Source organism: Bacteroides sp. HF-4919 (assembly GCF_018860125.1).
In genome coordinates this window covers 234,970-258,752 of record NZ_JAHKNF010000002.1, presented here as the reverse complement: position 1 = coordinate 258,752, position 23,783 = coordinate 234,970, and the positions used below count along the sequence as shown (strand labels likewise).

Here is a 23,783-nt window from a genome sequence, read left to right as displayed (position 1 = left end):
AAAAGGATAGCCGAAAGTAAACGTTTTCGGAAAAGGTTGTAAAATAGCACCGGATGGAGAATGAAATACTGGAATAAAGTATATATTTTTGCAAGATAAAAATAGAATAGACCATGAAAGTAAAAAAGATCAGTATTGCTAATGTGGAGGTCGATGCACTTCCCGAATTACTGGATAAAGAAAAGATCGGTTTCCAGACTATTGATAATGTGAATTGGGAAGCTTATCCTTATCGTCCGAAAGTGGAGTTCCGTATAGCCCATAGCGATGATGCTGTTTTGTTGCACTTTAATGTGAAAGAGGCCAGTGTGAGGGCTAAGTACGGAGAGGACAACGGGTCTGTGTGGACGGACTCTTGCGTGGAGTTCTTTTCTGTGCCTGCCGGTGACGGTATTTATTATAACATCGAATGCAACTGTATCGGGACGATTCTTATAGGTGCCGGAGCAGAACGTAACGACCGGGAGCGTGCCTCTCAGGAAGTGATGGATCAGGTAAAGCGTTGGGCCAGCCTGGGACGCCAGCCGTTCAATGAACGCATTGAAGAGTGTAACTGGGAAGTGGCGCTGATCATTCCATATACAGCATTCTTTAAACACAATATTACTTCTCTGGACGGAAAAACGATTACTGCGAACTTCTACAAATGTGGAGACGAATTGCAGACCCCGCATTTCCTTTCATGGAATCCGATTAAAATAGAGAAACCGGATTTCCATCGTCCCGATTTCTTCGGTACCTTGGAGTTTGAATAGAATGAACCTGCCCGTGTAAAAGCATGGAAAATAATAAAAGAAAGGTGTAGCCATCCCAGGATGACTACACCTTTTCTTTATCGGCAGATGATTGTGCCTATTTTACGATTCCACGTTTTGACTCCTTGACGAATGCAACGATATTTTCTATCTCTTCGCTCATGGGAACCTGGTCTACAATTTTTTGTACTGCATCCTGCAGGCTGAAATTGCCCTGATAGATCAAACGGTAAGCATTGGCAATATGTCGCAAGACCCTTTCGCTCGTATTTTTATGTTGTTGTAATACTACAGCGTTTACTCCGTGATATTCTACCGGATTTCCGGCCATAATAACATAAGGAGGTACGTCTTTTGATATGCGGCAACCGCTCTGAATCAACGTCCATTGTCCTACATGGCAATATTGATGGAGTGTGACGTTTCCACTCAGGATCACGCAATCGTCCAAGGTACATTCTCCGGCAATTGTAGTACCGATACCGGCTACGCAATTGTCACCGATTTGTACGTCATGACAGACATGAACCTTGTCCATCAGGAAGTTGCCGTTGCCGATCTTTGTGGCGTTTCCGCCGAAAGTGGCCCGGCTGATGACTACATTCTCGCGGATATGATTGTTATCACCGATGATCAGTGAACTTTCTTCTCCTTTGTAATGGAAATCCTGTGGCTCCGCTCCGAGTACGGCGTGTTGATGCACTTTGTTACCTTTTCCCAGCTGCGTGCCATTCAGTATGCTGGCATAAGACATAATGATGCAGTCGTCCCCTATTTCGACATTATCTTCAATGTAAGCGAACGGTTGAATGGTGACATTCTTACCGATTTTTGCCCCGGGGGCTATCGATGCTAATGGACTAATCATAATTGTATTGTATTTAAAGTTAATCTTCTCTTCCGCCGCCTAATGCCTGATAAAGGCTTACTACAGCCTGCATCCGGTCGAAAGTATCGTTTACCTGAGATAAACGGGCACTGAGCAAAGATTGTTCGGCCGACAATACCTCCAGATAAGTAGACGTCCCTAATTTAAACAATTCTTTTGTATATTCAGATGCTTTCTCTGATGATTCCACTTGCATTTTGCGGGAAGCTGTTTTTTCGGAAGCACTCTGATACTGGTACAGTGCATTGCTTACTTCACTTCCTGCATTCAGTATACTCTGTTGGAAGGCCAGTTTAGCTTCTTCCTGTTGTGCCTTGGCTATCTTCAGACGGGCGATGTTTGCACCCCGGTAGAACAACGGCTGAGTAAGTGAACCAAGTACGGATGCCAGCAGTTTACCCGGGTTGACAATGGCGCTACCGGCACTGTTGGTCCATCCGGCTGACCCACTGATTGTGATCTGCGGATAGAAGGCGGCACGGGCTGAGTTTGCATTGTAATAAGTGCTGGCCAGAGCCATTTCGGCTGCTTTTACATCCGGACGGTTAGAAAGTAGCTGCAAAGGAACACCTACTGAAAACTCTTCCGGCAATTGCTGTTCTTCAAGGACTCCCCGTTGAATAGTCTGCGGCGCCTGTGCCAGCAGCATAGACATGGCATTTTCGGTTTCGCGGATACTCTGCTGAATGGCTGGGATAGAGGCCAATACTTGTGCATAGGCAGCTTTGCTTTGTTCCACTCCGGCAGAGGTCGTGTTGAACATGGCGGCATCCTTCATAGCTTGCATAGTTTCAACATTACGTTTCATGATGTCGGCGGTCTGTTCGGTGATGTCGAGCTGACGGTCGAGCATTAATAACGTGTAGTATGTATTGGCAATTCCCGAGATGATCTGGGTCTGTACAGCTTGGCGATATGCTTTCGTTTGTAACAATGCTACTTGTGCACCCCGTTTGGCATTCAGCAGTTTGCCGAACAAATCGATCTCCCAACTGGCAGTTGCAGGCAGTGAATAAGTTTTCGTTGCCGCATGTTTGTCGAAACTGCTGATGGTTCCTTGTGGTGACAATCCGAGTGAAGGAGCATAAGCCAAGCGGGCTGACATCAGCGATGCCTGTGCCTCTTTCACTTTCAGTGCGGCAGTCAGCAGGTCAGTATTGTGAGTCAGTCCCTGTTCGATTAACGCTTGTAACTGAGGATCTGTGAAGACCTCTCTCCAAGGCAGATTTCCGAAGTTGGCAGTATCGGATACCAAAGTATCGGCAACAGATACTGTATCCCGGTAAAGCCCGGAAGCTTCTATATCCTTAGGTCTGTCATATGATTTATAGATGTGGCAGCTGCTCAGGAGAGCAGTTGCACACAACATACCTATAATTTGTTTCTTCATATTCTTTTCTTTATTCCTATTTAGCGTATTGTTCAATTTCTGTTTCTGCATCTGTATTATCGATGTCTTCCCATTCGATAGGTTTCACCTTCTCCTGTAAATACTGGAAGAGAACGAACAAAGCAGGAACCACAAATATCTGGCATATCATACCGATAAACATACCGCCTACCGCAGCTGTACCCAAAGCACGGTTACCATTGGCACCTACTCCCATGGCAAGCATCAACGGAATCAAACCTACTACCATTGCTAAAGAGGTCATCAGAATAGGACGGAGACGTGCACCTGCTCCCAATACGGCAGCCCAGGTGATGCTCATACCCATCTTACGACGGTCGAGGGCAAATTCGACAATCAGGATCGCATTCTTTGCTAACAAACCTATCAACATAATCAATGCAATCTGCATATAAATGTTGTTGGTAGCTGCTCCCAAAATAGGGATGATATTATTGGCCAATCCCATCAGGTGGGCAAAGATGAAGCTGCCTGCCAGACCGAAAGGAATAGAAAGCAATACAGCCAATGGTAAAATATAACTTTCGTACTGGGCACTCAGCAACAAATAAACGAATACGAAGCAAAGAACGAAGATCATAGCTGTGGAGCTGCCACTAGAGCTTTGTTCTTCGCGGGTCATACCCGAGAATTCATAGCCATATCCTGTAGGTAAAGTCTGTTCGGCTACTTCCTGCATTGCCTGGATGGCTTGACCGGAACTATAGCCGTCAGCGGGAGAACCGTTGATGGTCATAGCGGTAAACATGTTGAATCGCTTGATATTATCCGGTCCGTAGATGCGCTTAATATTCATAAACTGAGTGATAGGCGCCATTTCGTTACCATTACGTATCTTGATTGACTTCAGCGACTCGAGGTTGGTGCGACTGTTCGGTTCCGCTTGAATCATTACGCGATACATTTTACCGAAGCGGTTGAAGTTTGAAGAATACAAACCACCGTAGTAGCCTTGCAAAGTGGTCAGAATATCGTTAGGTGATAGTCCGGCTTTCTTACAGGCAGCTGCGTCGATGTCTATCATGTATTGCGGGAAGTTCGGATTGAACGATGTTTGCGCTGATTGAATTTCGGGACGGGCCTGCAATTTAGAGATGAAATCCTGAGCCACCTCATAGAATTTGTCAAGGCTACCTCCCGTTTTATCCTGTAGGTTCATCTCAAAACCGTTGGACACACTATAACCCGGAATCATCGGTGGAGCGAACAACAGTACACGGGCGTCTTTAATCACTTCACGAGCTTTGAGGTATAACATGCCCGAAACAAAGTCTGAACGTTCTTTGATGGATCGCTCATCCCAGTTTTTCAGTTTACAAATAAATGAACCGTAGCTGGGTCCCTGTCCTGCTATGAAGCTATAGCCTACAATCATCGTACGGCTGTCGATTGCCGACTCTGAAGCTATCAGGCTGTCTACCTGTTGCATCACCGCTTCGGTACGTTCTTTAGAACTACCCGGGGGCATGTCGACAACAGCCATGATGGTACCTGTATCTTCATTCGGAACCAAACCGGTCGGGGTGATATTCATCAGGAAAATCATCAGGGCAAAGCCGGCTACTACCGCACTGATTGTAAGCCAAGGTTTCTGGATGAAGAATAGTACCCTTTTCTTATATTTTTTCAAAATCGTATCGTATGCCGCATTGAATGAAGCATGGAAACGTTTGGCAAGCGTCACTTTTTCTTTTTTGTTCGGATCGTGTGGTTTCAGTAGGATGGCACACAGTGCAGGACTCAATGTCAAAGCATTCAAGGCCGAAAGTGCAATAGCGATAGCCATTGTCAGACCGAACTGGCGATAGAATGTACCGGAAGTACCGGACATGAAACTTACCGGAATAAATACAGACATCATTACCAATGTGATAGAAACGATGGCACCTCCCAATTCATTCATGGCGTCGATGGAAGCCAGACGGGCTGATTTATAGCCTTGGTCAAGTTTTGCATGGACGCCTTCCACGACGACGATCGCATCATCGACCACAATCGCTATGGCAAGTACCATGGCACATAGTGTCAGAAGGTTGATACTGAACCCAATCAGATATAAGACAAAGAACGTACCGATCAATGCAACCGGGATGGCAATAGCAGGAATCAATGTAGAGCGTAGATCCTGCAGGAAAATGTATACCACAATGAATACAAGAATAAATGCCTCGATCAATGTCTTGACTACCTCATGAATAGAGGCGAACAAGAAGTCATTGGCATTCTGTGATACATTTACTTTGACGCCCGGTGGGAAGGTAGAAGCTGATTTATCCAGTAAGGCGAGGATGTCGTTGATAATAGCTGTCGCATTCGAACCGGCTGTCTGGAATACGATGATGGTTACTGCCGGATGCCCGTTCACTTTATTGGTAAATCCGTAAGTCAGACGTCCCAATTCTACACTGGCGATGTCTTTCAGTCGAAGTACCTGTCCGTCTTCAGTAGCACGGATTACAATATTCTCAAATTCTTCTTGACTTTGCAGGCGCCCCTTGTATCTCAGAGTATATTGAAAAGTCTGGTTACCCTCTTCACCGAATGCTCCCGGAGCAGCCTCAATGTTCTGTTCGGCCAACGCTGCGGAAACATCGGTAGGCATCAGGTGATATTGGGCCATGATATCCGGTTTCAGCCAGATACGCATTGAATAGTCTGCACCAAGCACCATGGCGTCACCTACACCCGGTACGCGCTGCACTTCCGGCACCAGATTGATCTTGGCATAATTTTCCAGAAATTCGTTATCGTATTTGTCGTCGGAACTATATAAAGAGAATACCAGCAACATACTGGTCTGCCGTTTTGAAGTGATGACGCCTACTTTGGTTACTTCGGCGGGCAGCAGACCTTGTGCTTTGGCTACACGGTTTTGAACGTTTACCGCGGCCATATCCGGATCGGTGCCTTGTTTAAAGTATACGTCAATACGGGCTTCACCGGTATTGGTTGCTGTGGAACTCATGTACATCATGTTTTCCACACCGTTGATTTGCTCCTCCAGCGGGGCGACTACACTGTTTAATACCGTTTGTGCATTAGCACCCTGATAAGTGGTCGAAACGCTTACCGTAGGTGGGGCAATATCCGGATATTGGGAAATAGGCAGCGAAATCAAGCCCAGAATACCCAAGATTACTATAACGATGGAGATCACCGTAGATAGTACCGGACGATTAATAAATCTATCTAGTTTCATATTTAACTTGCTATGCTGATTTTATTTTCCTTGTTTTTTCTCTTCAAGTGCTTGTTGGAAATTGGCTTTAGCCTGTTCCGGAGTAACTGGTTTGATTGCCTGTCCGTCTTTCAGGGTGCTGGCATTATCCAAGACCACTTTTTCACCAGCTTTCAAGCCGGAAGTCACTACGTAATCGTGTCCGTTATCCACATTGAAAACATTTATTTCAGTCATCTTTACAGTATTGTCCGGCTGCAATACGAAAGCAAATTTCTTGTCTTGTATTTCCGTTGTAGCTTTTTGCGGAATAACAATTGCATTTTCCAGATGATAGGGTACGATCAGGTTGGCCATACCACCGCTTCTCAGCAAATGTTCTTTGTTAGGGAAAGTGGCCCGAATACTTACTGCTCCGGTATTTTGGTTGATGACACCACTAATGGTGGACATTTTACCTTTATCGGCGTAGGTGGTTCCGTCCGATAGCTCAAGCCCTACCTCCGGATAAGACTCTACAGCTGAAATCTGAGAACCGTCTTTACGTACCAGTGCCAATAGATCTTTTTCAGTCAGTGAAGAGTAGACATACATTTCGTTAATGTCCGAAACGATGGTCAGCGGAGTTTGGATAGAAGGGCTGACAAGGCTTCCCAGACGATAAGGAATTGTGTTGACAATACCATCTGAAGGGCTTTTTACATTGGTGAAGGTTAAATTTTGTTCTGCACTTATCAGTTGTGCCTGTGCGGAAGCCAGTTGTGCTTTGGCAGATGCCAGAGAGTTTTCTGCCATCGCCAGGTCGTAATCACTGATGATATTCTTTTTATTCAATTCACGTTTGTTGTTCACTGTGATTTCTTGTGTGTTCACTCCGGCTTTTGCAGTAGCTACAGCTGCTTTGGCCGAACGGACAGCGGCTTCATATTGTACCGGGTCGATGATGAACAATATCTGTCCTTTGCGTACCATAGAACCTTCGTCTACGCAAACTTTTGTGATGAATCCCGATACTTGCGGACGGATTTCTACGTCTTGTTTACCTTTGATAGTGGCCGGATAGGAACTCTTCAGATTTACTGTAGTGGGTTGCAGCACCTGCACTGCGCATTCCGGGGTTCCCCCGCTCAGGTCAAATCCCTTTTTGCCGCAACTCGACAGGAGGGCTAAACAAAATGCAAATAAAACAATTTTACTTTTCATACCTTCTTTATATTCAATTTATAATGATGTCCATTTTGTGGTAATGTGATTTATCGTGCTAACCCTTCAATGATAAGGGAGAGAAAACCGAATGTACTTAATCAGTTTTCTGCGCAAAAGTACTCTTTTTTCCATCTTGATGTTCTTTGAATAGCTGTTTTTTAACTATGTTTTTCTCTAATTAATATAGGTGTTGCGTAAAAAGCTGTCAAAAGGTATCTGTCATTCTCGTTGGAAAGACTGCATAAGTGGAGCGGGAGAAGGTATATATAAAAACAGTGATCCGGAACACTCCGGATCACTGTTTGATTGTTGCTTTGAGGAGCTTCTTTTTAATTCCTTACATGTTGACTTTATGACGTACAGGTGTCAGGATGAAACTGAATTCATAATCCTGATAAGGTACGCGGTACTTTTCAAGCGGAAGTGTTCCCCAACTGTTGACACATCCTAATCCCATCTGCACCTTGTCAATGCACAGATTGGTGAAAGGAGCTTTCGGCACTTCAGGAGAGTGACGTTGGTCTTTCTGTGCTCCGTCATCCAAAGATTCGATGCTGTAGTTCAGGGCAGAAGCAGAGAAAGGAGTATCGCCTACGAACTGCAAGCCGTTTCCGCTGACGTTCAATACTCTCCACCAACGTAAATCGGTCTTGGTTCCGGTTTCCTGCGGTCGGATATATGGATAGAATTGTTCGGCAACTGTCTGGCGATATTTGCCAAGCATGGTAGAGTGATTACGGTCGGCGTAATTTTCTATCGGACCGCGGCCATAATATTCTACTTCATTAAAGTTCTCGGGCATTTGCATTTGCATGCCAAAGCGGAACATATCAGAAACTTTCTCTTCTTTGCCGGCTTCCATCTTTTGAGTTACTTTGATGGCGCCTTCATTGTTGATGACGTAAGTCAGGAACAATTTACCCTTTACGGCTTTCATGTCATATTCTGCCTGAATAACCGCCTGCTCGTTTTCAATATTCTGTTTCAGAGAAGTTAACTTCAGTCCCGGATTTTTCCATACGGCATACCGGTGCTGCAATCCTGCTCCATAGTCGTTGTCGGTAGGAGCACGCCAGAAGTTGGGAGTCAGTTGGGCTCCCTGATTCAATAACTGTATGCCGTCTGCTTCGTAGCGAGAAAGATAGCCATTGTGTTTATTGAATTCAATAATGAAGTTTTCACCTTCTACAATCAGGTAGTTATGATCGTTATCTTTGATAACCGGTACATGAACGGCAATGTTAGATGCCTTCCGGTTCTTTAATTCCGGAGTTTGGGCTTTGTACGGACGGATGGTCAACTGGTCATATGCCACTGTACTTCCTGCCGGCATCAATGTTTCGGCGGATTTCAGTTTGTAAGCTACGTTGAGTAGCAGTTCTTTGCATGGGCAGATATTTTCCGTATTCAGATTCAGTTTAAGGGTAGCTGTTTGTTGTGGAGCCACGTTCAGGTCCTGAATCACTCCGGCTTGCATTACTTCGCCGTCTGCCAGTAATTGCCACTCCATATAGTATGCAGACAAGTCGCGGAAGAAGTTTTCATTATATACTTTTATTTCTCCTTTGGCAAGGTCTGCGGGAGTGGTCCAGATGGACTGATAGAAATATCCTACTTCATGGGCATGCGGATTCGGACGGCGGTCGGGACTGATCAAACCGTTATTATTAAAGTTATTGTCCGAAGCGTCATATTTATTGAAATCGCCGCCGTATCCGTAAATATCTACACCGTCTTTATTCTTCCAGTGGTTGGCTTGGTCAACAAAGTCCCAGATGAATCCGCCCTGGTATTTCGGATATTTACGTATCAGATCCCAATATTCTTTGAAACCACCCTGTGAGTTACCCATGGCGTGGGCATATTCGCACTGAATCAGGGGTTTGTCTATGTTGCCTTCACAATATTTCTTGCAGGCATCATAATCGTAATACATCGGGCAGAAAATGTCTGTGAACTGATTGGTGCCTGCCTGTTCGTATTGTACGGCACGCGTTTTGTCTTCATTCTTGATCCATGTGTAGCATTGTTCGAAGTTCGGACCGTATCCGGCTTCGTTCCCTAAAGACCAGAAGATGATGGAAGGATGGTTATACCCTCTTTGTACGTTGCGTTGGTTACGTTCCAGATGTGCTTTTTTATAAGATGGATTTTTGGCAAGTGTCTCTTTGCCATATCCCATTCCGTGTGATTCTACATTGGCTTCCGCCACTACGTAAATGCCGTATTGGTCGCAAAGGTCGTACCACAGATTGTCGTCCGGATAGTGACAGGTACGCACGGCATTGATGTTCAGCTGTTTCATTCGTAAGATGTCTTGCAGCATGCGCTCACGTGAAACAACATATCCGCCGTCCGGATCTATTTCATGACGGTCGGCGCCTTTGAAAAGCACCGGCTGACCGTTTACCAGGATTTGTCCGCCTTTCAGTTCTATTTTGCGGAAACCTATTTTGACCGGGATCACTTCCAAGGTGGTATTGTTACCACTTTTCAATGTTGCAGTCAATGTGTATAAATTGGGTGTTTCTGCGGTCCATTTTGCGGGATTGTCTACGTTCATGCCAACAGACTTTTTACCGTTTCCGCTAACTTGGGCTGTGGCTACGTTTTTCCCTGTCGGATCTGCCAGATTCAGTTCTACCGTTCCGCTTCCGTTCAGGTTGAGTGCTATATCCAGTGTACCGTTTGTATAATTGGCGTCCAAATCAGGCGTTACACGGATGTCCTGAATATATTTCTTATTGCGGCTGTATAGGTAGCAGTCACGTCCTACTCCGGAATAGCGGAAAAAGTCCTGATCCTCCAGATATGTTCCATCACACCAGCGGAATACTTGGAAGGCGATCAGGTTTTTACCGGGTTTCAGATAATTGGTCAGGTTAAATTCGGCTTCCAGTTTACTGTCTTCGCTATAGCCTACATATTTACCGTTGACCCATAAATACATATTTGAGGTTACCGAGCCGAAGTGAGCGAATATCTCTTTTCCTGACCATTCGGCAGGGATGATGATCTCTTTCCGGTATGAACCTACATGATTGTTTTCTATGGGTACAAAAGGCGGGTTGTTTTTGTATTGGTTTCTCCAGGCATAACCTACATTCACATAAATAGGATCACCATAACCGTTCATTTCCCATACACCGGGAACTTTCATTTGTCCCCATCCTTTGTCGTTATAGTCAGTCCGGTAGAAGTCGGTCGGACGTGCATCGGCATCTTTCACCCAGTTGAAGTTCCAGATTCCGTTCAGGGTTAAAAAGTTACTTGAGTTTTCTTTGTCAGCTTTCGCTGCTTCTTCACTTGAAGAGTAAGCAAAGTAATTGGTGTGCATCGGTGCACGGTTTACCGCATTAATTTCGGGGTTTTTCCATTCGTCATGTTGAGCCATGGTTGCGAGGCTACATATCGCCAGGCAGCAAGTCAGCAGTTGTCTTTTCATGGGGTTAATCTTATTAGGTTTGTAAATTGTTGGTCAAAGATACGTTTTTTGTCTTGTCAAGCAGACTCTTTTTGAATAAATTAGTGTAAAGTATAGCATTAATTAATGGATAAGGTTTATTTTTGCAGCATGTTAAAAGACAGTATACATAGAAAAAAACGATTCATCCGTAGTCTGTTGGGCGTCGCTATTTTGATGGCTACTCTTTATTCTTGTGCCAGTATGGGGCGTCCGGATGGAGGACCTTTTGATGAAACGCCACCCCGCTTCATCGGCAGTGCGCCGGCAGCAGGAGCTGTAAATAATAAAAAGTCAAAGATTGTTCTTGATTTCGATGAGTTCATTAAGCTCGAGAAGGCTAATGAAAAGGTAGTGGTTTCGCCCCCCCAATTGCAACAACCCGAAATAAAACCCGGAGGAAAGCGGATCACCGTAAATCTTCTCGACTCTTTAAAACCCAATACAACTTATACTATCGATTTCTCCGATGCCATTGTTGATAACAATGAAGGTAACCCGCTTGGTAACTTTGCGTTTACGTTCTCTACGGGAGCTTCCATTGATACGATGGAGGTGTCGGGCACATTACTTGAGGCTTCCGATCTGGAGCCTATAAAAGGTATGTTAGTGGGGCTTCATTCCAACCTGAATGACTCGGCTTTTACCAAATTACCTTTTGATCGTGTGGCTCGCACCGATAGTCGTGGGCATTTTACGATTCGTGGAGTTGCACCGGGTAAATATCGTATTTTCGGTTTGATGGATGCCGATCAGAACTTTTTCTATAATCAGAAAGCCGAAGCTGTAGCTTTCAATGATTCATTGATTATTCCCCGCTTTGAAGAGAGAATACGTCAGGATACCACATGGGTCGACTCACTGACTATCGATACTATTGTTGAACAGAAGTATACTTATTACCTGCCCGATAATATTGTGCTCCGTTCGTTCAAAACACCTTCTGTTTCACAATATCTGGTTAAGAGTGAACGCCTTACTCCCCAAAAGTTTTCTTTGTATTTTTCGGCTCCGGCGGACTCTTTACCTGTACTGAAAGGACTGAACTTCGATGAAAAGGACGCTTTTATTGTAGAAAAAACATTCCGTAACGATACTATCCATTATTGGATACGCGACTCGTTGCTCTATAAGCAGGATACGCTTACGTTGAGTTTGAACTATTTGTACACAGATACGTTAAATCAGTTGGTCCCACGTACAGATACGCTGAGGTTGGCTGCGAAGAAAGTGAAGAAAGAAGAACCTAAAAAGAAAAAGAAGAAAGACGATGAGCCCGAACCTACCAAGTTTTTGTCGGTAAATACTCACGCGCCTTCATCTATGGACGTATTCGATTATATTACCCTGACTTTCGAAGAACCGGTCGCGCGCTTTGACAGTGCCGCTATCCATCTTCGACAGAAGGTAGATACGATATGGACGGATGTTTCTTTTGAGTTCGAACATGATTCACTGGATGTGCGCCGCTATAATCTCTATTATGACTGGGAACCCGGGGGAGAGTATGAGTTTGCCGTTGACTCTACAGCTTTTCATGGTATTTATGGTTTGTTTACCAATAAAATAAAACAAGCTTTCAAGGTTCGCCAGATCGAAGAATATGGTAACGTGTTCCTCAATATAACCGGAGCAGATTCTATTGCTTTTGTCGAACTGTTGGATAATCAGGATAAAGTGCTTCGACGGCGTCCGGTGGTTGACGGGAGGGCGGAGTTCTATTATCTGAATCCCGGCAAATATGGAGCCCGGTTGATTAATGACACCAACGGTAACGGAGTATGGGATCCCGGTGACTACGAAAAGGGTATACAGCCGGAGATGGTATACTACTATCCGCATATCATTGAATTTAAAGCGAACTGGGATGCCACTCAGGACTGGAATGTGACGGCTGTGTCTCTGGATAAGCAAAAGCCGGACGAACTTAAAAAACAGAAACCAGATGAAGACAAGAAGAAAAAGACCCGAGATAGTCAAAATGCTAACCGTAACCGCCGTAACAATTAGGCGGAAAGAGTTGGTATGTCTTATTATTGCTCTGCTTTTTGCTTTCCCATTGTCGGGTAACGCACAATGTGAAGCGAAAAACGATGCGTTTAAATCCGGTGAGCACGTCATGTACGAACTCTATTTCAACTGGAAATTCATCTGGAAGAAAGTAGGCTTGGCCAGTCTGACTACCAATTCCACAACGTATCATTCCGAACCTGCCTATCGGGTCAATCTGCTGGCCATCAGCAGTAAGGAAGCCGATTTCTTTTTTAAGATGCGGGATACCTTAACGAGTGTCATGACGGAGAAACTCGAGCCACGTTATTTCAGGAAAGGTGCCGAAGAAGGAAAACGTTATACCGTTGATGAGGCCCGTTTTTCTTTCCGTAACGGGATGTGCTACGTCAACCAGAAACGGGTGCGTAAGGATGGGAGTGTCACAGAGACAGAGCAAAGCGATACCCGGTGTATTTATGATATGTTGAGTATTCTGGCGCAGGCCCGTTCGTTCGATCCGAAAGATTACACCGTCGGCCAACGTATTCAGTTTCCGATGGCGACAGGGCGTAAGGTAGAAGAGCAGACCCTCATTTACAGGGGTATCAAGAAGATTACTGCCGAAAACGATACGACCTATCGCTGTCTGATATTCTCACTGGTAGAGTACAATAAAAAGGGAAAGGAGAAAGAGGTTATAACGTTTTATGTAACAGACGACCGGAATCATCTTCCGGTACGGTTGGATATGCACCTTAACTTTGGTTCGGCCAAAGCATTCCTGCGGAGTGTCAGCGGTTACCGTCATCCCCAGACCTCTATCATTACAAAGTAAACGGAACTTCGTCTTTTTTTCGGAATACGCTTGACTCAAAGGTGGCTATCAGCCTGCCTTCCTGATCGGTTACATCTATCTGATAGTAACCCGTGCTGCGTCCTGTATAGCGTTCTCGTGCTTCGGCATAAAGCGTGTCGCCCGGTCCGCTGGCCCGTAAGAAGGTGATGTTGGAAGAAAGGGAGAAGGCCAGTGTGCCGTGTGAATTGGCTGCCGCTGCCAGTGCCAGGTCAGCCAAAGTAAAGATGGCACCTCCCTGTGTCCGTTGTCCTGCATTCAGATGTTCGGGCTTGATTTCCAGTTTTGCTTTACTGTATCCTTCCCTTATTTCAATCAACTCTACACCTGCGTTGGTGGCAAAAAGGTCATTTTTAAAGAATTCTTGTGCTGTCATTTTAATATCTGTTCCGATTTATTACAAAAGGACGCGGAGTATACAGAAAAAGTTATCAGTCCTGTTCCCTCCGCGTCCTTTGTGGTGCTTTTAAATAATTTTCTGAGATTTTATTTATTCAGTTTCCACTCAAATCCGTCCTTAGTATCTTTAATTTCGAATCCCAGTGCAGTCAGTTCGTTGCGGATCAGGTCACTCGTAGCCCAGTCTTTGTTAGCTTTTGCTTTCACCCGCTGTTCCAGCAGCATATCGACCACTTTCCCATAAGCGGCTTCACGTCCGTCCGACGAGCCGATTTCTTCTTTCAGGCCCAGGATATCGAAGCAGAATGTATGGAATACTTCTTTCAGTTCTTTCAGGTCATCGGCAGAGATGGTATTGTTTCCGGCAATGATATTATTGATCATCTTGGCTCCGTCAAAGAGATGTGAAATCACAATCGGAGTGTTCAAGTCATCATTCATCGCTTCAAAGCATTTCGTGCGCAAGCTTTTTACGTCGACGTTCGAAGTAGCTGCAGGAGTGATTTTCTCCAAACCATCCACTGCTTCCATCAGTCGGCTCAGTCCTTTTTCTGCTGCCTGTAATGCTTCGTTGCTGAAATCCACCGGACTGCGGTAGTGTGCCTGCAAGATAAAGAATCGTATGGTCATCGGGCTGTAAGCCTGAGTCAGCAATTTGTGTGAGCCGCTGAAGAATTCATCCAGCGTGATGAAGTTTCCGAGACTCTTGCCCATCTTGGTGCCGTTGATGGTGATCATGTTGTTGTGCATCCAGTAGTGAACCATATCGTCACCCTGTGAAGCTACCGACTGTGCGATTTCGCATTCGTGGTGCGGGAAGATAAGGTCCATGCCTCCTCCGTGAATGTCGAAGTGTTCGCCCAGATACTTACGTCCCATGGCTGTACACTCGGCATGCCAGCCGGGGAAACCGTCACCCCATGGCGAAGGCCAGCGCATGATGTGTTCCGGTTGTGCCCGTTTCCAAAGGGCAAAGTCGGCAGGATTATGTTTTTCTTCCTGTCCGTCCAGTTCGCGGGTTGTATTCAGTACATCGTCCAGATTGCGTCCCGAGAGTTTACCATAGTGGTAGTCTTTATTGTATTTGGCTACATCGAAGTATACCGAACCCTGGCTTTCGTATGCATAGCCGGCATCCAGAATCTTTTTTACCAATTCGATCTGCTCGATGATATGTCCCGAGGCATGTGGTTCAATGCTGGGGGGAAGTACGTTCAGTGCCTCCATGGCTTTATGGTACCGGTTCAGGTAGTATTGCACTACTTCCATGGGTTCCAGTTGTTCCAGACGGGCTTTCTTGGCAATTTTATCTTCCCCTTCGTCTGCGTCATGTTCCAGGTGGCCTACGTCGGTAATGTTACGCACGTATCGCACTTTATAGCCCAACCGGGTGAGATAACGGAAGAGTACGTCGAACGTGATGGCCGGACGGGCATGTCCCAGATGTGCATCGCCATATACCGTCGGTCCGCAGACATACATGCCCACATGTGGAGCGTGCAAAGGCACAAACAGCTCTTTTTTTCTATCTAAAGTGTTGTAAATCGTCAGTTGATGTTCCATAACGTTTGAGATTTATTCTGTTTTAAACCACAAAGTTAGAATAAATAATTTGAATTGGGACGTGTTCTGCCGGATTATTCTCTGTAAGTATATGTGTCTGATGTAAGATCGGACCATTCATACGAAAAATGCATTCCGATCTTCCATCTTCCACCTTTTTCTGTTTATTTGTCTAATTATCAACGAAATGAATGGGTGGAAGATAGCGTTTTCAAGCCGTTTATCTTCCACCTTTATCTTCCATCTTCCACCCACTGTTTTTGATGGATAAGGTATTGATCTGTAATTGTATATAGCGTGTTATCTATCTGTTTATGCCGTTTAAAGCATTTCCTTTTCCTTAGTATCTTTAGTGAAAATGGTCCGGACTTTATCTCGTCCCGCATGCCCGGGCCCATAAGCCCGCATACCTGTGCCCATGAGCCCGCATACCCGGGCCCACCGGCCCGGGTATACGGGCTGAGATAAGTTTAGTATGATGAATGATAATATACTTATATATAACGCGTTAATATCATGGAGAAATCAACTTGCTTTCTTATTAATTTCTGTGTTTAAGCTGTTGTCTCCCCCTTCTCGGGTGCTTTTGTAAAGAACTTGTTTACGACCGCAGCTACACCGTCCTCCTCGTTGCTAAGGGTAATGTAGTCGGCGGCTTTCTTTACCGGTTCCTGTGCATTGCCCATGGCTACACCCAATCCGGCAAATTGAATCATTGAAAGATCGTTGTAGCCGTCGCCTACAGCCACCATCTCTTCCCGGTTCATGTTCAGCTTGTTAAGTAAGACAGATAAAGATTGTGCCTTGTCTATTCCCTGTGGCACCAGTTCGAGGAAGAAGGGCTCCGAGCGGTAAACATTCAGTTGACCTTGCAGTTCTACCGAAAGTTCGGCTTCAATGGGAATCAGACGATGTGGCTCACCCACAATCAAGCACTTAGGAAGCGGCAGACGGATATCTTTCAGAAAATCCTTGGAAGGATATATCTGCATTTTATTGAGGAAAGCCTCTTTCCGGACATACACGTCATCGGGATATTCAGTGATGATATATTGCCGGTCGTAAGTCAGGATAGGGAGTTGGTTGCGTGTGGCGCATTTGTATAGCCGAGGTATCACTTCGTCCGGCAATACATTGGCATAAACGATCTCTCCGGTACTCCAGTCAATAATTTCTCCGCCGTTATAGGAGAGGATAAATCCGCCGAACTCCTTCATGTGCAGTTCGTCGGCCAAGGGTGCAATACCAAAGGTGGGACGTCCCGATGCAAGTATCAGTTTCACACCCTGTTGTTGTACACGTATCAGTGCTTCTCGGTTGCGTGGAGTTATCTCTTTTTTAGCGTTGGTCAGTGTTCCGTCCAAGTCGAGTACGAGGAGTTTGTATTTCATCAGTCGCTTTTGTTTGGGTTTTGAGGGTGCAAAGGTAGTGGTTTTTCTGAGATGAATATTGAATTAACTTAGATTTACTGAGAGCTTATAACCATTTCTGGGTATAGTTACGAGTTCTATGGTAGGGTCAATAGACAGGTATTTGCGTAGTTTTGATATTAAATTATTTATTCCTTGTTCATTTCCATTTGCTTTCCCCCATAGTTCTTCTTCTATTTGCCGACGTTCAACAAGTTGTTCTTTATAAGCAACCAAAAGTTTAAGTAGTTTGTATTCTGCTTCGCTCAGTTGTTTAATAACTTTCAATTCTTTAGTGCATAGCAATTGGGTGTCTGCGTCTAATAAAAGAGAACCTATCTTTATTTGATATGGATGTGAAATTGCATATCTCTTGATATATGCAATTAATTCATCAATTTCAAAAGGTTTTTTCAGATAAGCTACTGCACCTGCACTTAGTGCTTGGACTATCAATTGGCTATTTGTGTGTGAAGATATAAATAATATAGGAGTATTAGGGGCTATTGCCTTCAATTCCGGTACAGCCTCAATGCCATTTTTATTTCCGATTTCTACGTCGAGTACGATCATGTCTGGATGTGTTTCAACGATACAAGCCTTTGCTCCGTTTAGTGAAGTTTGATAAAGGACTTCATAACCTTCTTCCTGCAGAATCATGGTATATATATGTCCAAGTGCGATATCGTCATCAATAAAAAAAATTTTGAGTTTTTCTTCCATCTTTTTATCTTATTTTGAAATATAAAAAGTAAACGTACTTCCTTCATTTTCTCGACTTCTTAACCGTATTTTTCCACCGTGTGCCTGAATTATATATTTAACGTATGACAATCCTATGCCATATCCTTTCTGGATTTGCGATGTTTCTCGGGGAACCTGATAGTACTGACTAAATATCTTCTTTTGGTATTTAGGAGCGATTCCCCAGCCATTGTCTTTTACTTCTATTTGTATGCCTTGACTAATTTCAACTATTTTTATTTGTATTTTCACTCCATCATTAGAGTACTTCAGAGCATTTTCTATTAGGTTCTTTATGGCATTCTCTATGTAGAGTTGATCAGCTAAACACTCTATGTTTGATGACTCGTTCACTATTTCAATACTATGTGGTTTTGAACTTAAGTCTATACAGATATTTCCGATGGCTGTTTTAATTACTTCTTCTATGTTTATTTTTGTCTTTTGTAAAATGATGTGCTGTGTTGTACCTCTGGCACAGATTAATATGGACTCAATTTGTGTTGTTAAGTGTTTGGCTCGTTTGATAACTTCGTTCATTAGTTGTTTCTTTTTGTGGTCTGATTCATTTTTTGTGAGCCAACAAGTTAGAGTTATAAGTGCATTTAATGGTGATTTTAGATCGTGGACTATTCCATTTACACTTGCTTCGCGATTTTTTAATATTTCGTTCTTTTTACGAATGACGGTTAGCTGAAAAATAAGGCATCCTAATACTATAGCGACAATCAATATGGATGCTATTAGAGAATAGAGCATTTGAGATAAGATCGTGTCATTGGGAAGTCCTGATTCTATTTGTATGTAGAGGAGTCCTTTGGTGCCAATTGGCTTTTGGTTTGTAATGATTTGAAAATGGGATTGTAGATGAGCGTTTCCAACAGAATCTATTATTTGTTTTTCTTTATTACGTAGAGTAATATAGTGATTAATGTTTAGGTCGTAGAGTTCATCTTGAAAAAGACTATCAATGATTGATAGAATCGGAGGTTTTTGAATCGCTAGTAATCTATCTTGCTTAATTTGTGTAAGGAGTTCAGAGACGTTTCGTGCTACTCCATTTTGTTCTAAATGCACTAAATCAATGGTGTCTCCTTTATATCCGGCTCGTTCTTCTTCGGACATATATTCAACAGATTTTATAAAGATTGTAGAGTGCTTTGATTGTTCTATATGCATGGAACGAAGGCCTACTTCCTTTTCGATGGCGTTAAGAAATGCTTTATTTATTTTTTCCGTATATTGATTCTCATATTTCTGATACATACTGTTTATCCAGAAAACTTGAAGAAGGATTAAGGCTATAGAAGCTAAGATGGTAAGCAGTAGTTCTTTTTTCATGATTTTTTTTGTTTGAAGTGTGACAAAGATATAAATAGATATTTAATTGATGAAAGAAATGGTTTCTAATAATTTATATAATTAAAAAATATAGTTTTGAGTATATAGGTATTAGGTGTTTGTTATAAAGAATTAAAGGATATTGCACTATGTTTGCAACATACCAAAATTATAATAAGATGGAAAAAATATTAGAAAAATTGTCACCAGAAGAATTAGATTCTATAAAAGGTGGAACTTGGGTTTTGACTGATACGGGATGGGTTTGGATTGAAGGAACAATTTAAAATAGTAGTGCCGAGATCCAGAAATTTGTGAGTGATGAAATTCCAATACTATAATCTTATAATAAAATAATATGAGAACATCATCTTATAATATATTAGTGAATGTAGATAGTAAGCTAAACTTATTCGCTATTTTAAACGGATATACTCAAGCTTTTGACATAGTAAATGAAGATGTTTATTGGGCTCTGAAAACTGGACAAAAACTGGAAGACTTGCCTGATGTTATTCTAAGTAAATTGAAGAAAAGAGGATATGTGACACCATTAACAAAAAGTGAAGAAATAAAATTGGTTCAAGGTCTGTCCGATAGAGCTCGTGAGAATCATTTATTTCAAAAATATAATTTTCATTTTATAGTTTCATATGCATGTAATTTGAGGTGTATATATTGTTATGAAGATAATATATTAAATGGGTGTAATTCTTTATCTAAGAGGACGATGACTTTGGAACAGGTTGATAAAGCCTTTGAAATAATTACTGAAAAGGATAAGGTAAATCAAAGTTCTAAAACAATAGCATTGTACGGAGGGGAGCCCCTTTTAAGAGAAAACTATGATGTCATATCATATATAGTGGAAAAAGGAAAGCGGATTGATCATACTTTTAGGGTTACTTCTAATGGATATGATATAGATGCTTATGCTTTTATGTTACAAAAAAATAGTAATTTATTTTCGTTTCAGATAACTGTTGATGGAGTTGAAGAAATTCAAAATCAGAGAAAACCTCATTTTAAGAATAGCGATTCTTTTATGAAAATAACTAATAATATTGATTTTTTATTAAAGTGCGGTATTCCTGTTAATGTGCGGATAAATTCTGATTTGTATACAATCAATAAGATTCATGACTTACTCAGTTTTTTTGAAGATAAAGGGTGGTATAAATATAAAAATTTCAGAGCTTATTGTGCCCTTTTACGTCAGGAGGTTGATGTTAAACAACAAATTCAACATTCTCAAATGGGGCAGTTGGATTTATTGAAATACTATAATGATAAAATAAAGAACAAAGAGATAACTGAACGAAAGATCTTTTGTCAAGACTGTGGGACTTTGGCTCTGTTGAAAAATTTATTATTGAATAGAAAACATTCATATAAGGGGAGTTTCTGTGGAGCTCAGACAAATAATATTATTTTTGATCCTTTTGGAGATTTATATTCTTGTTGGGATGTAGTTGGTTTGCCAGAACATAGGGTTGGAAGATATATACCTGATTTTTGTATTGATGATACTAAATCGATTAAATGGTTTGGCCATAGAGTTAGCGATACAAAATGTATACAATGTAAATTTGTACTTTTTTGTGGTGGTGGGTGTTTGGTCAGATCTTTAAGAAAATCTGGTGAAATAAGTTTTGGAAATTGTAATGAGTATCCACAAAGTTTCAAATATTTGATGAAAACAGTTTGTAAGGAGATTCTAGAGAATAATTATGATGTTTTATGAAGGTGGATATTTCTACTATTGTTATGTTGCTGACGGAAGAGGATCTATTAGAAAAATGTGCTATTTCTAATTTCGAGTTTTGTATAGAGAATGTATTGAGGTATATAGAGAATAGAGATTTATTTAATCCTGACTTTTTTTTATTTCAATTGGAAAAGCAAACTGTGAAATTATTAAATTGTATTGAATCGGATTTGATAGATCAATCTAGTGCTATTCGCCTTCGGGGATTATTGCAAGAAGATTTTTCAGAAGCATCTGTTATTTTATTATTAGATATTCTTGAAGATATGAACTATAAAAATAGGAAGAGACCAATAATTGTGAAGAAAATAAGATGAAGCACATAGAAATTGCACATGAAATTATTGATTATTTGCATTTAGTTTTTCCGAATGATTCCATAGCCATAGCAGGTTCTGTTGCAGATGGAACTTTCAAAAAGAATAGTGATATTGACTTACTATTATTGTCAGAAAGACTGAAATGTTCATATGCGGTGAGCTTTTTATATAAAGGAAAGAGTATCAGTATATTTGTGTTTTCTAAGGCTTGTATTCGACGGAATATGGATAAATATTTATATAGTTATCATAATATGCCTCTAAGATATGTCTATTCTTCGCAGTGTGTATATGATAGTGGAAATATGTTGAATGCTATATGTTGTGAAATAGATGATGCTTGTTTGAAAAGGCAATTGTTCAAGAGTATATTATCCAGAGAAATAAAAGATCATATTTTACATCTATTGAACAGAAACAATTTAGATATTATTCATAGAAAGGAGGTGTTGTATTTGGTTGTAAATAAGATAGTTACTCTCTTTGTCCTGAAAGAGTATTCTAACAAGGTTACATCTAAGATAGAAGGACGAGATCCTTTTACTTTGATTAAAAAAAAGGATGCATATTTATATAATTTGTTGAAAGTGTGTCTACCTTATCATGGTAATTCATTGTTTTTGATGCGCTATTATTTTGAAAATTATATATTAATTAATTATTGAAATCATGAAAAAAGATAAAATGTTTTCATTAAATACTCAAATAGTTGAGTTTAATGATGAGATGGGTCTTGAAGAAAGACTTGAGTTATTGAGTATGCAAGATCTGCAAAACATGAGAGGCGGAGGAGATTGTACTTTAATGGACTCTTGCAAGTGTGCTTTACAAGGTATGACAATTTGTCCAACGGAAAGTTGTGATCCTTATTTTGTTGGTTGTGGCATTGATGAACATCAAGGATGCAATTCGGATTCTTTTTGTTTAGGAGATGACTTTGATCATTGTATGGCAATGACATAATCGGGTATCTATATTATTAAAGTGTATAAAAGATAATTTCTATATTCCTCTTGTGCATCTTTGCTGACAGGCATTTATTATTTATATATGTATGTCCCCTCAGCTTGAATATATGTTGCTAAATATAGGTAGTTAACCTTGGATCATTGCATTGGAACCTATAAATGTTATGGTTCAAGGTTGATTTTTATTTAATATTTGTTATATGAGAAGTCTGTTTTTAATATTCTTTTTTTGCTATGTAACTGGGAAAGCCCAGGACAGAGCGTGTGTCGTGAGTGAAAAGGATAGTATTCCTCTTTCAAATGTATATATCTGTTTGAAAGATAGGAGAGTCATAGCTATCAGTGATGAAAAGGGTGTGTTCTCATTAGAGAAATATGATTCGTTGTCATTGAATGATACTTTATATTTTTCTCATATTAATTATTTGCACAAGAAATTGTCTTATGGTGATTTAATTAAAAATAGATGTACCGTTTTTTTGATAGAGAATAATCGGGTTTTGGAAGAAGTATCTATTTTTAGCAATAGGCATTTAAATCGCTTTTTGCATTATGAAATATTGTCTCCATTGAAAAGAGGAGTCTATTCGTTTGCTTCGGTCTTGGTAGATGGGCAGATTTATATTGTAGGAGGGAGTACGTCGTGCGGTCCCTTTCAGAGTAATATACGTTCTACTCTATTTTGGGAAAAATATAGTAACATGATGTATAGATATGATATCAAGCAAGATAAGTGGGAGACGATCAGGCATAAGTTTAGAGAAAGGGCATATCATACGGCGGGTTATTATGATGGAAAAATTTTTATTTTAGGGGGAAAGAGATTGTCTGAAACCAGAATTGTTGATTATCTGGATAATGCAATAGAAATATATGATATTAAGCGTGATACCGTTTGGACAGATTATACTAATCCGCATCAAGCGACTCTATTGGGATCCGTTGTGTATAAAGATAATATGATTGTTTTAGGCGGTGTTAAAAAGGTTTTGCAAAATAATGAAGGAGTCTATTCGGATGAAATGCATTTATGGAATTTAAAATCCGGCTACTGGTATGAGTTGGGAAAAATGCCGATTAGGCAAGCTCCTGATGCAATTCTGGTTGATCATTGTATTTATTTAATCGGAAATAGTAACGGTGGCGGCTGGAGTATTGAATGTTATAACTTATTGACAGGCGCATGGACCAATGCCGGACATTTGTTATATCGGCTTGGCTGGCCCAGTTTAGCTTATCATAATGATATAATTTATATTTTTGAACAAGGTGTTGTGCAGACGTTCAATATAAAAAGCAGGCAAGTTCGTTCGTATATGATAGATCTGAAATTGAAATCTCCAGCTTTGTATTACTTTGATGGGAAATTATATATTTTGGGAGGATTTTATATGGGAGATCCCTCGCGCAATGTATATAGTATTGATCTGAAAGAATTTGATAAAACAGAAATCGATTATTATTATAACAATAAAAGGTAAGCATTCGGTGAATCCTGTCTATTGTATAGAAACTGAACTTTAT

The 23,783-nt window shown here is 41.4% G+C and carries 18 protein-coding genes; 8 read left to right on the top strand and 10 right to left on the bottom strand.

The genetic code is table 11. The annotated features are described in order from the left end of the window. Positions 1-113 precede the first annotated feature (113 nt). Entirely contained in the window at positions 114-755 is a 642-nt protein-coding gene (locus tag KO473_RS05225; RefSeq protein ID WP_005779568.1) for a carbohydrate-binding family 9-like protein, read from the top strand. 97 nt (positions 756-852) lie between these two features. On the opposite strand, the gene lpxA is transcribed toward KO473_RS05225, so the two are convergent. The 5 genes from lpxA to KO473_RS05200 all read right to left on the bottom strand — a co-directional run bounded on the left by lpxA (position 853) and on the right by KO473_RS05200 (position 10,884). Continuing rightward, a complete protein-coding gene (gene lpxA / locus KO473_RS05220) occupies positions 853-1,623 on the bottom strand; it encodes an acyl-ACP--UDP-N-acetylglucosamine O-acyltransferase (protein WP_005812302.1) in 771 nt (256 codons plus the stop codon). Between the two features lie 19 nt (positions 1,624-1,642). After that, entirely contained in the window at positions 1,643-3,034 is a 1,392-nt protein-coding gene (locus tag KO473_RS05215) for an efflux transporter outer membrane subunit (protein WP_005779564.1), read from the bottom strand. Positions 3,035-3,050: 16 nt separating this feature from the next. Beyond that, positions 3,051-6,254 carry an efflux RND transporter permease subunit gene (locus KO473_RS05210; protein WP_005779563.1) on the bottom strand — a complete coding sequence of 1,068 codons (3,204 nt, stop codon included), beginning with the start codon at positions 6,252-6,254 and terminating at the stop codon, positions 3,051-3,053. 21 nt (positions 6,255-6,275) lie between these two features. Continuing rightward, a complete protein-coding gene (locus KO473_RS05205; RefSeq protein ID WP_005812297.1) occupies positions 6,276-7,436 on the bottom strand; it encodes an efflux RND transporter periplasmic adaptor subunit in 1,161 nt (386 codons plus the stop codon). A gap of 340 nt (positions 7,437-7,776) precedes the next feature. Then, entirely contained in the window at positions 7,777-10,884 is a 3,108-nt protein-coding gene (locus KO473_RS05200; RefSeq protein ID WP_005812290.1) for a glycoside hydrolase family 2 TIM barrel-domain containing protein, read from the bottom strand. A 105-nt stretch (positions 10,885-10,989) separates the two neighbouring features. Between KO473_RS05200 and KO473_RS05195 the strand changes: the two genes are divergently transcribed. Both KO473_RS05195 and KO473_RS05190 read left to right on the top strand, forming a co-directional pair. Next, a complete protein-coding gene (locus KO473_RS05195) occupies positions 10,990-12,912 on the top strand; it encodes an Ig-like domain-containing protein (RefSeq protein ID WP_005822637.1) in 1,923 nt (640 codons plus the stop codon). Beyond that, positions 12,848-13,729 carry a DUF3108 domain-containing protein gene (locus KO473_RS05190; RefSeq protein ID WP_032530739.1) on the top strand — a complete coding sequence of 294 codons (882 nt, stop codon included), beginning with the start codon at positions 12,848-12,850 and terminating at the stop codon, positions 13,727-13,729. Before KO473_RS05195 ends, KO473_RS05190 begins: the two co-directional genes overlap by 65 nt. Here the strand turns inward: KO473_RS05190 and KO473_RS05185 are convergent. The 5 genes from KO473_RS05185 to KO473_RS05165 all read right to left on the bottom strand — a co-directional run bounded on the left by KO473_RS05185 (position 13,719) and on the right by KO473_RS05165 (position 19,203). Further along, positions 13,719-14,123: a PaaI family thioesterase gene (locus tag KO473_RS05185; RefSeq protein WP_005779558.1), complete on the bottom strand. Its 405-nt coding sequence runs from the start codon at positions 14,121-14,123 to the stop codon at positions 13,719-13,721. The two genes, KO473_RS05190 and KO473_RS05185, sit on opposite strands and share 11 nt — an antisense overlap. A 110-nt stretch (positions 14,124-14,233) precedes the next feature. After that, entirely contained in the window at positions 14,234-15,709 is a 1,476-nt protein-coding gene (gene cysS / locus KO473_RS05180) for a cysteine--tRNA ligase (protein WP_005812284.1), read from the bottom strand. Between the two features lie 554 nt (positions 15,710-16,263). Beyond that, positions 16,264-17,100, bottom strand: coding sequence for a Cof-type HAD-IIB family hydrolase (locus tag KO473_RS05175; protein ID WP_005822640.1), 837 nt, complete (start codon positions 17,098-17,100; stop codon positions 16,264-16,266). A 63-nt stretch (positions 17,101-17,163) separates the two neighbouring features. Beyond that, positions 17,164-17,841, bottom strand: coding sequence for a response regulator transcription factor (locus KO473_RS05170; RefSeq protein ID WP_005822642.1), 678 nt, complete (start codon positions 17,839-17,841; stop codon positions 17,164-17,166). Positions 17,842-17,850: 9 nt separating this feature from the next. Continuing rightward, complete coding sequence (locus KO473_RS05165) at positions 17,851-19,203, bottom strand: sensor histidine kinase KdpD (protein ID WP_216035089.1); 1,353 nt, start codon at positions 19,201-19,203, stop codon at positions 17,851-17,853. 358 nt (positions 19,204-19,561) lie between these two features. Between KO473_RS05165 and KO473_RS05160 the strand changes: the two genes are divergently transcribed. The 5 genes from KO473_RS05160 to KO473_RS05140 all read left to right on the top strand — a co-directional run bounded on the left by KO473_RS05160 (position 19,562) and on the right by KO473_RS05140 (position 23,740). Continuing rightward, positions 19,562-20,947 carry a radical SAM/SPASM domain-containing protein gene (locus tag KO473_RS05160; protein WP_005822648.1) on the top strand — a complete coding sequence of 462 codons (1,386 nt, stop codon included), beginning with the start codon at positions 19,562-19,564 and terminating at the stop codon, positions 20,945-20,947. After that, entirely contained in the window at positions 20,944-21,288 is a 345-nt protein-coding gene (locus tag KO473_RS05155; protein WP_005812276.1) for a hypothetical protein, read from the top strand. Before KO473_RS05160 ends, KO473_RS05155 begins: the two co-directional genes overlap by 4 nt. Then, the gene (locus KO473_RS05150; RefSeq protein ID WP_005822650.1) at positions 21,285-21,956 is read left to right on the top strand and encodes a nucleotidyltransferase domain-containing protein; all 672 of its coding nucleotides are present in this window, start codon (positions 21,285-21,287) and stop codon (positions 21,954-21,956) included. The genes KO473_RS05155 and KO473_RS05150 overlap by 4 nt, the downstream gene beginning before the upstream one ends. 4 nt (positions 21,957-21,960) lie before the next feature. Beyond that, positions 21,961-22,254 (top strand): hypothetical protein, encoded by a 294-nt coding sequence (locus tag KO473_RS23350; RefSeq protein WP_005822653.1) that lies wholly within the window; start codon positions 21,961-21,963, stop codon positions 22,252-22,254. A 205-nt stretch (positions 22,255-22,459) separates the two neighbouring features. Beyond that, complete coding sequence (locus tag KO473_RS05140; RefSeq protein WP_005822654.1) at positions 22,460-23,740, top strand: kelch repeat-containing protein; 1,281 nt, start codon at positions 22,460-22,462, stop codon at positions 23,738-23,740. Positions 23,741-23,783: the final 43 nt, after the last annotated feature.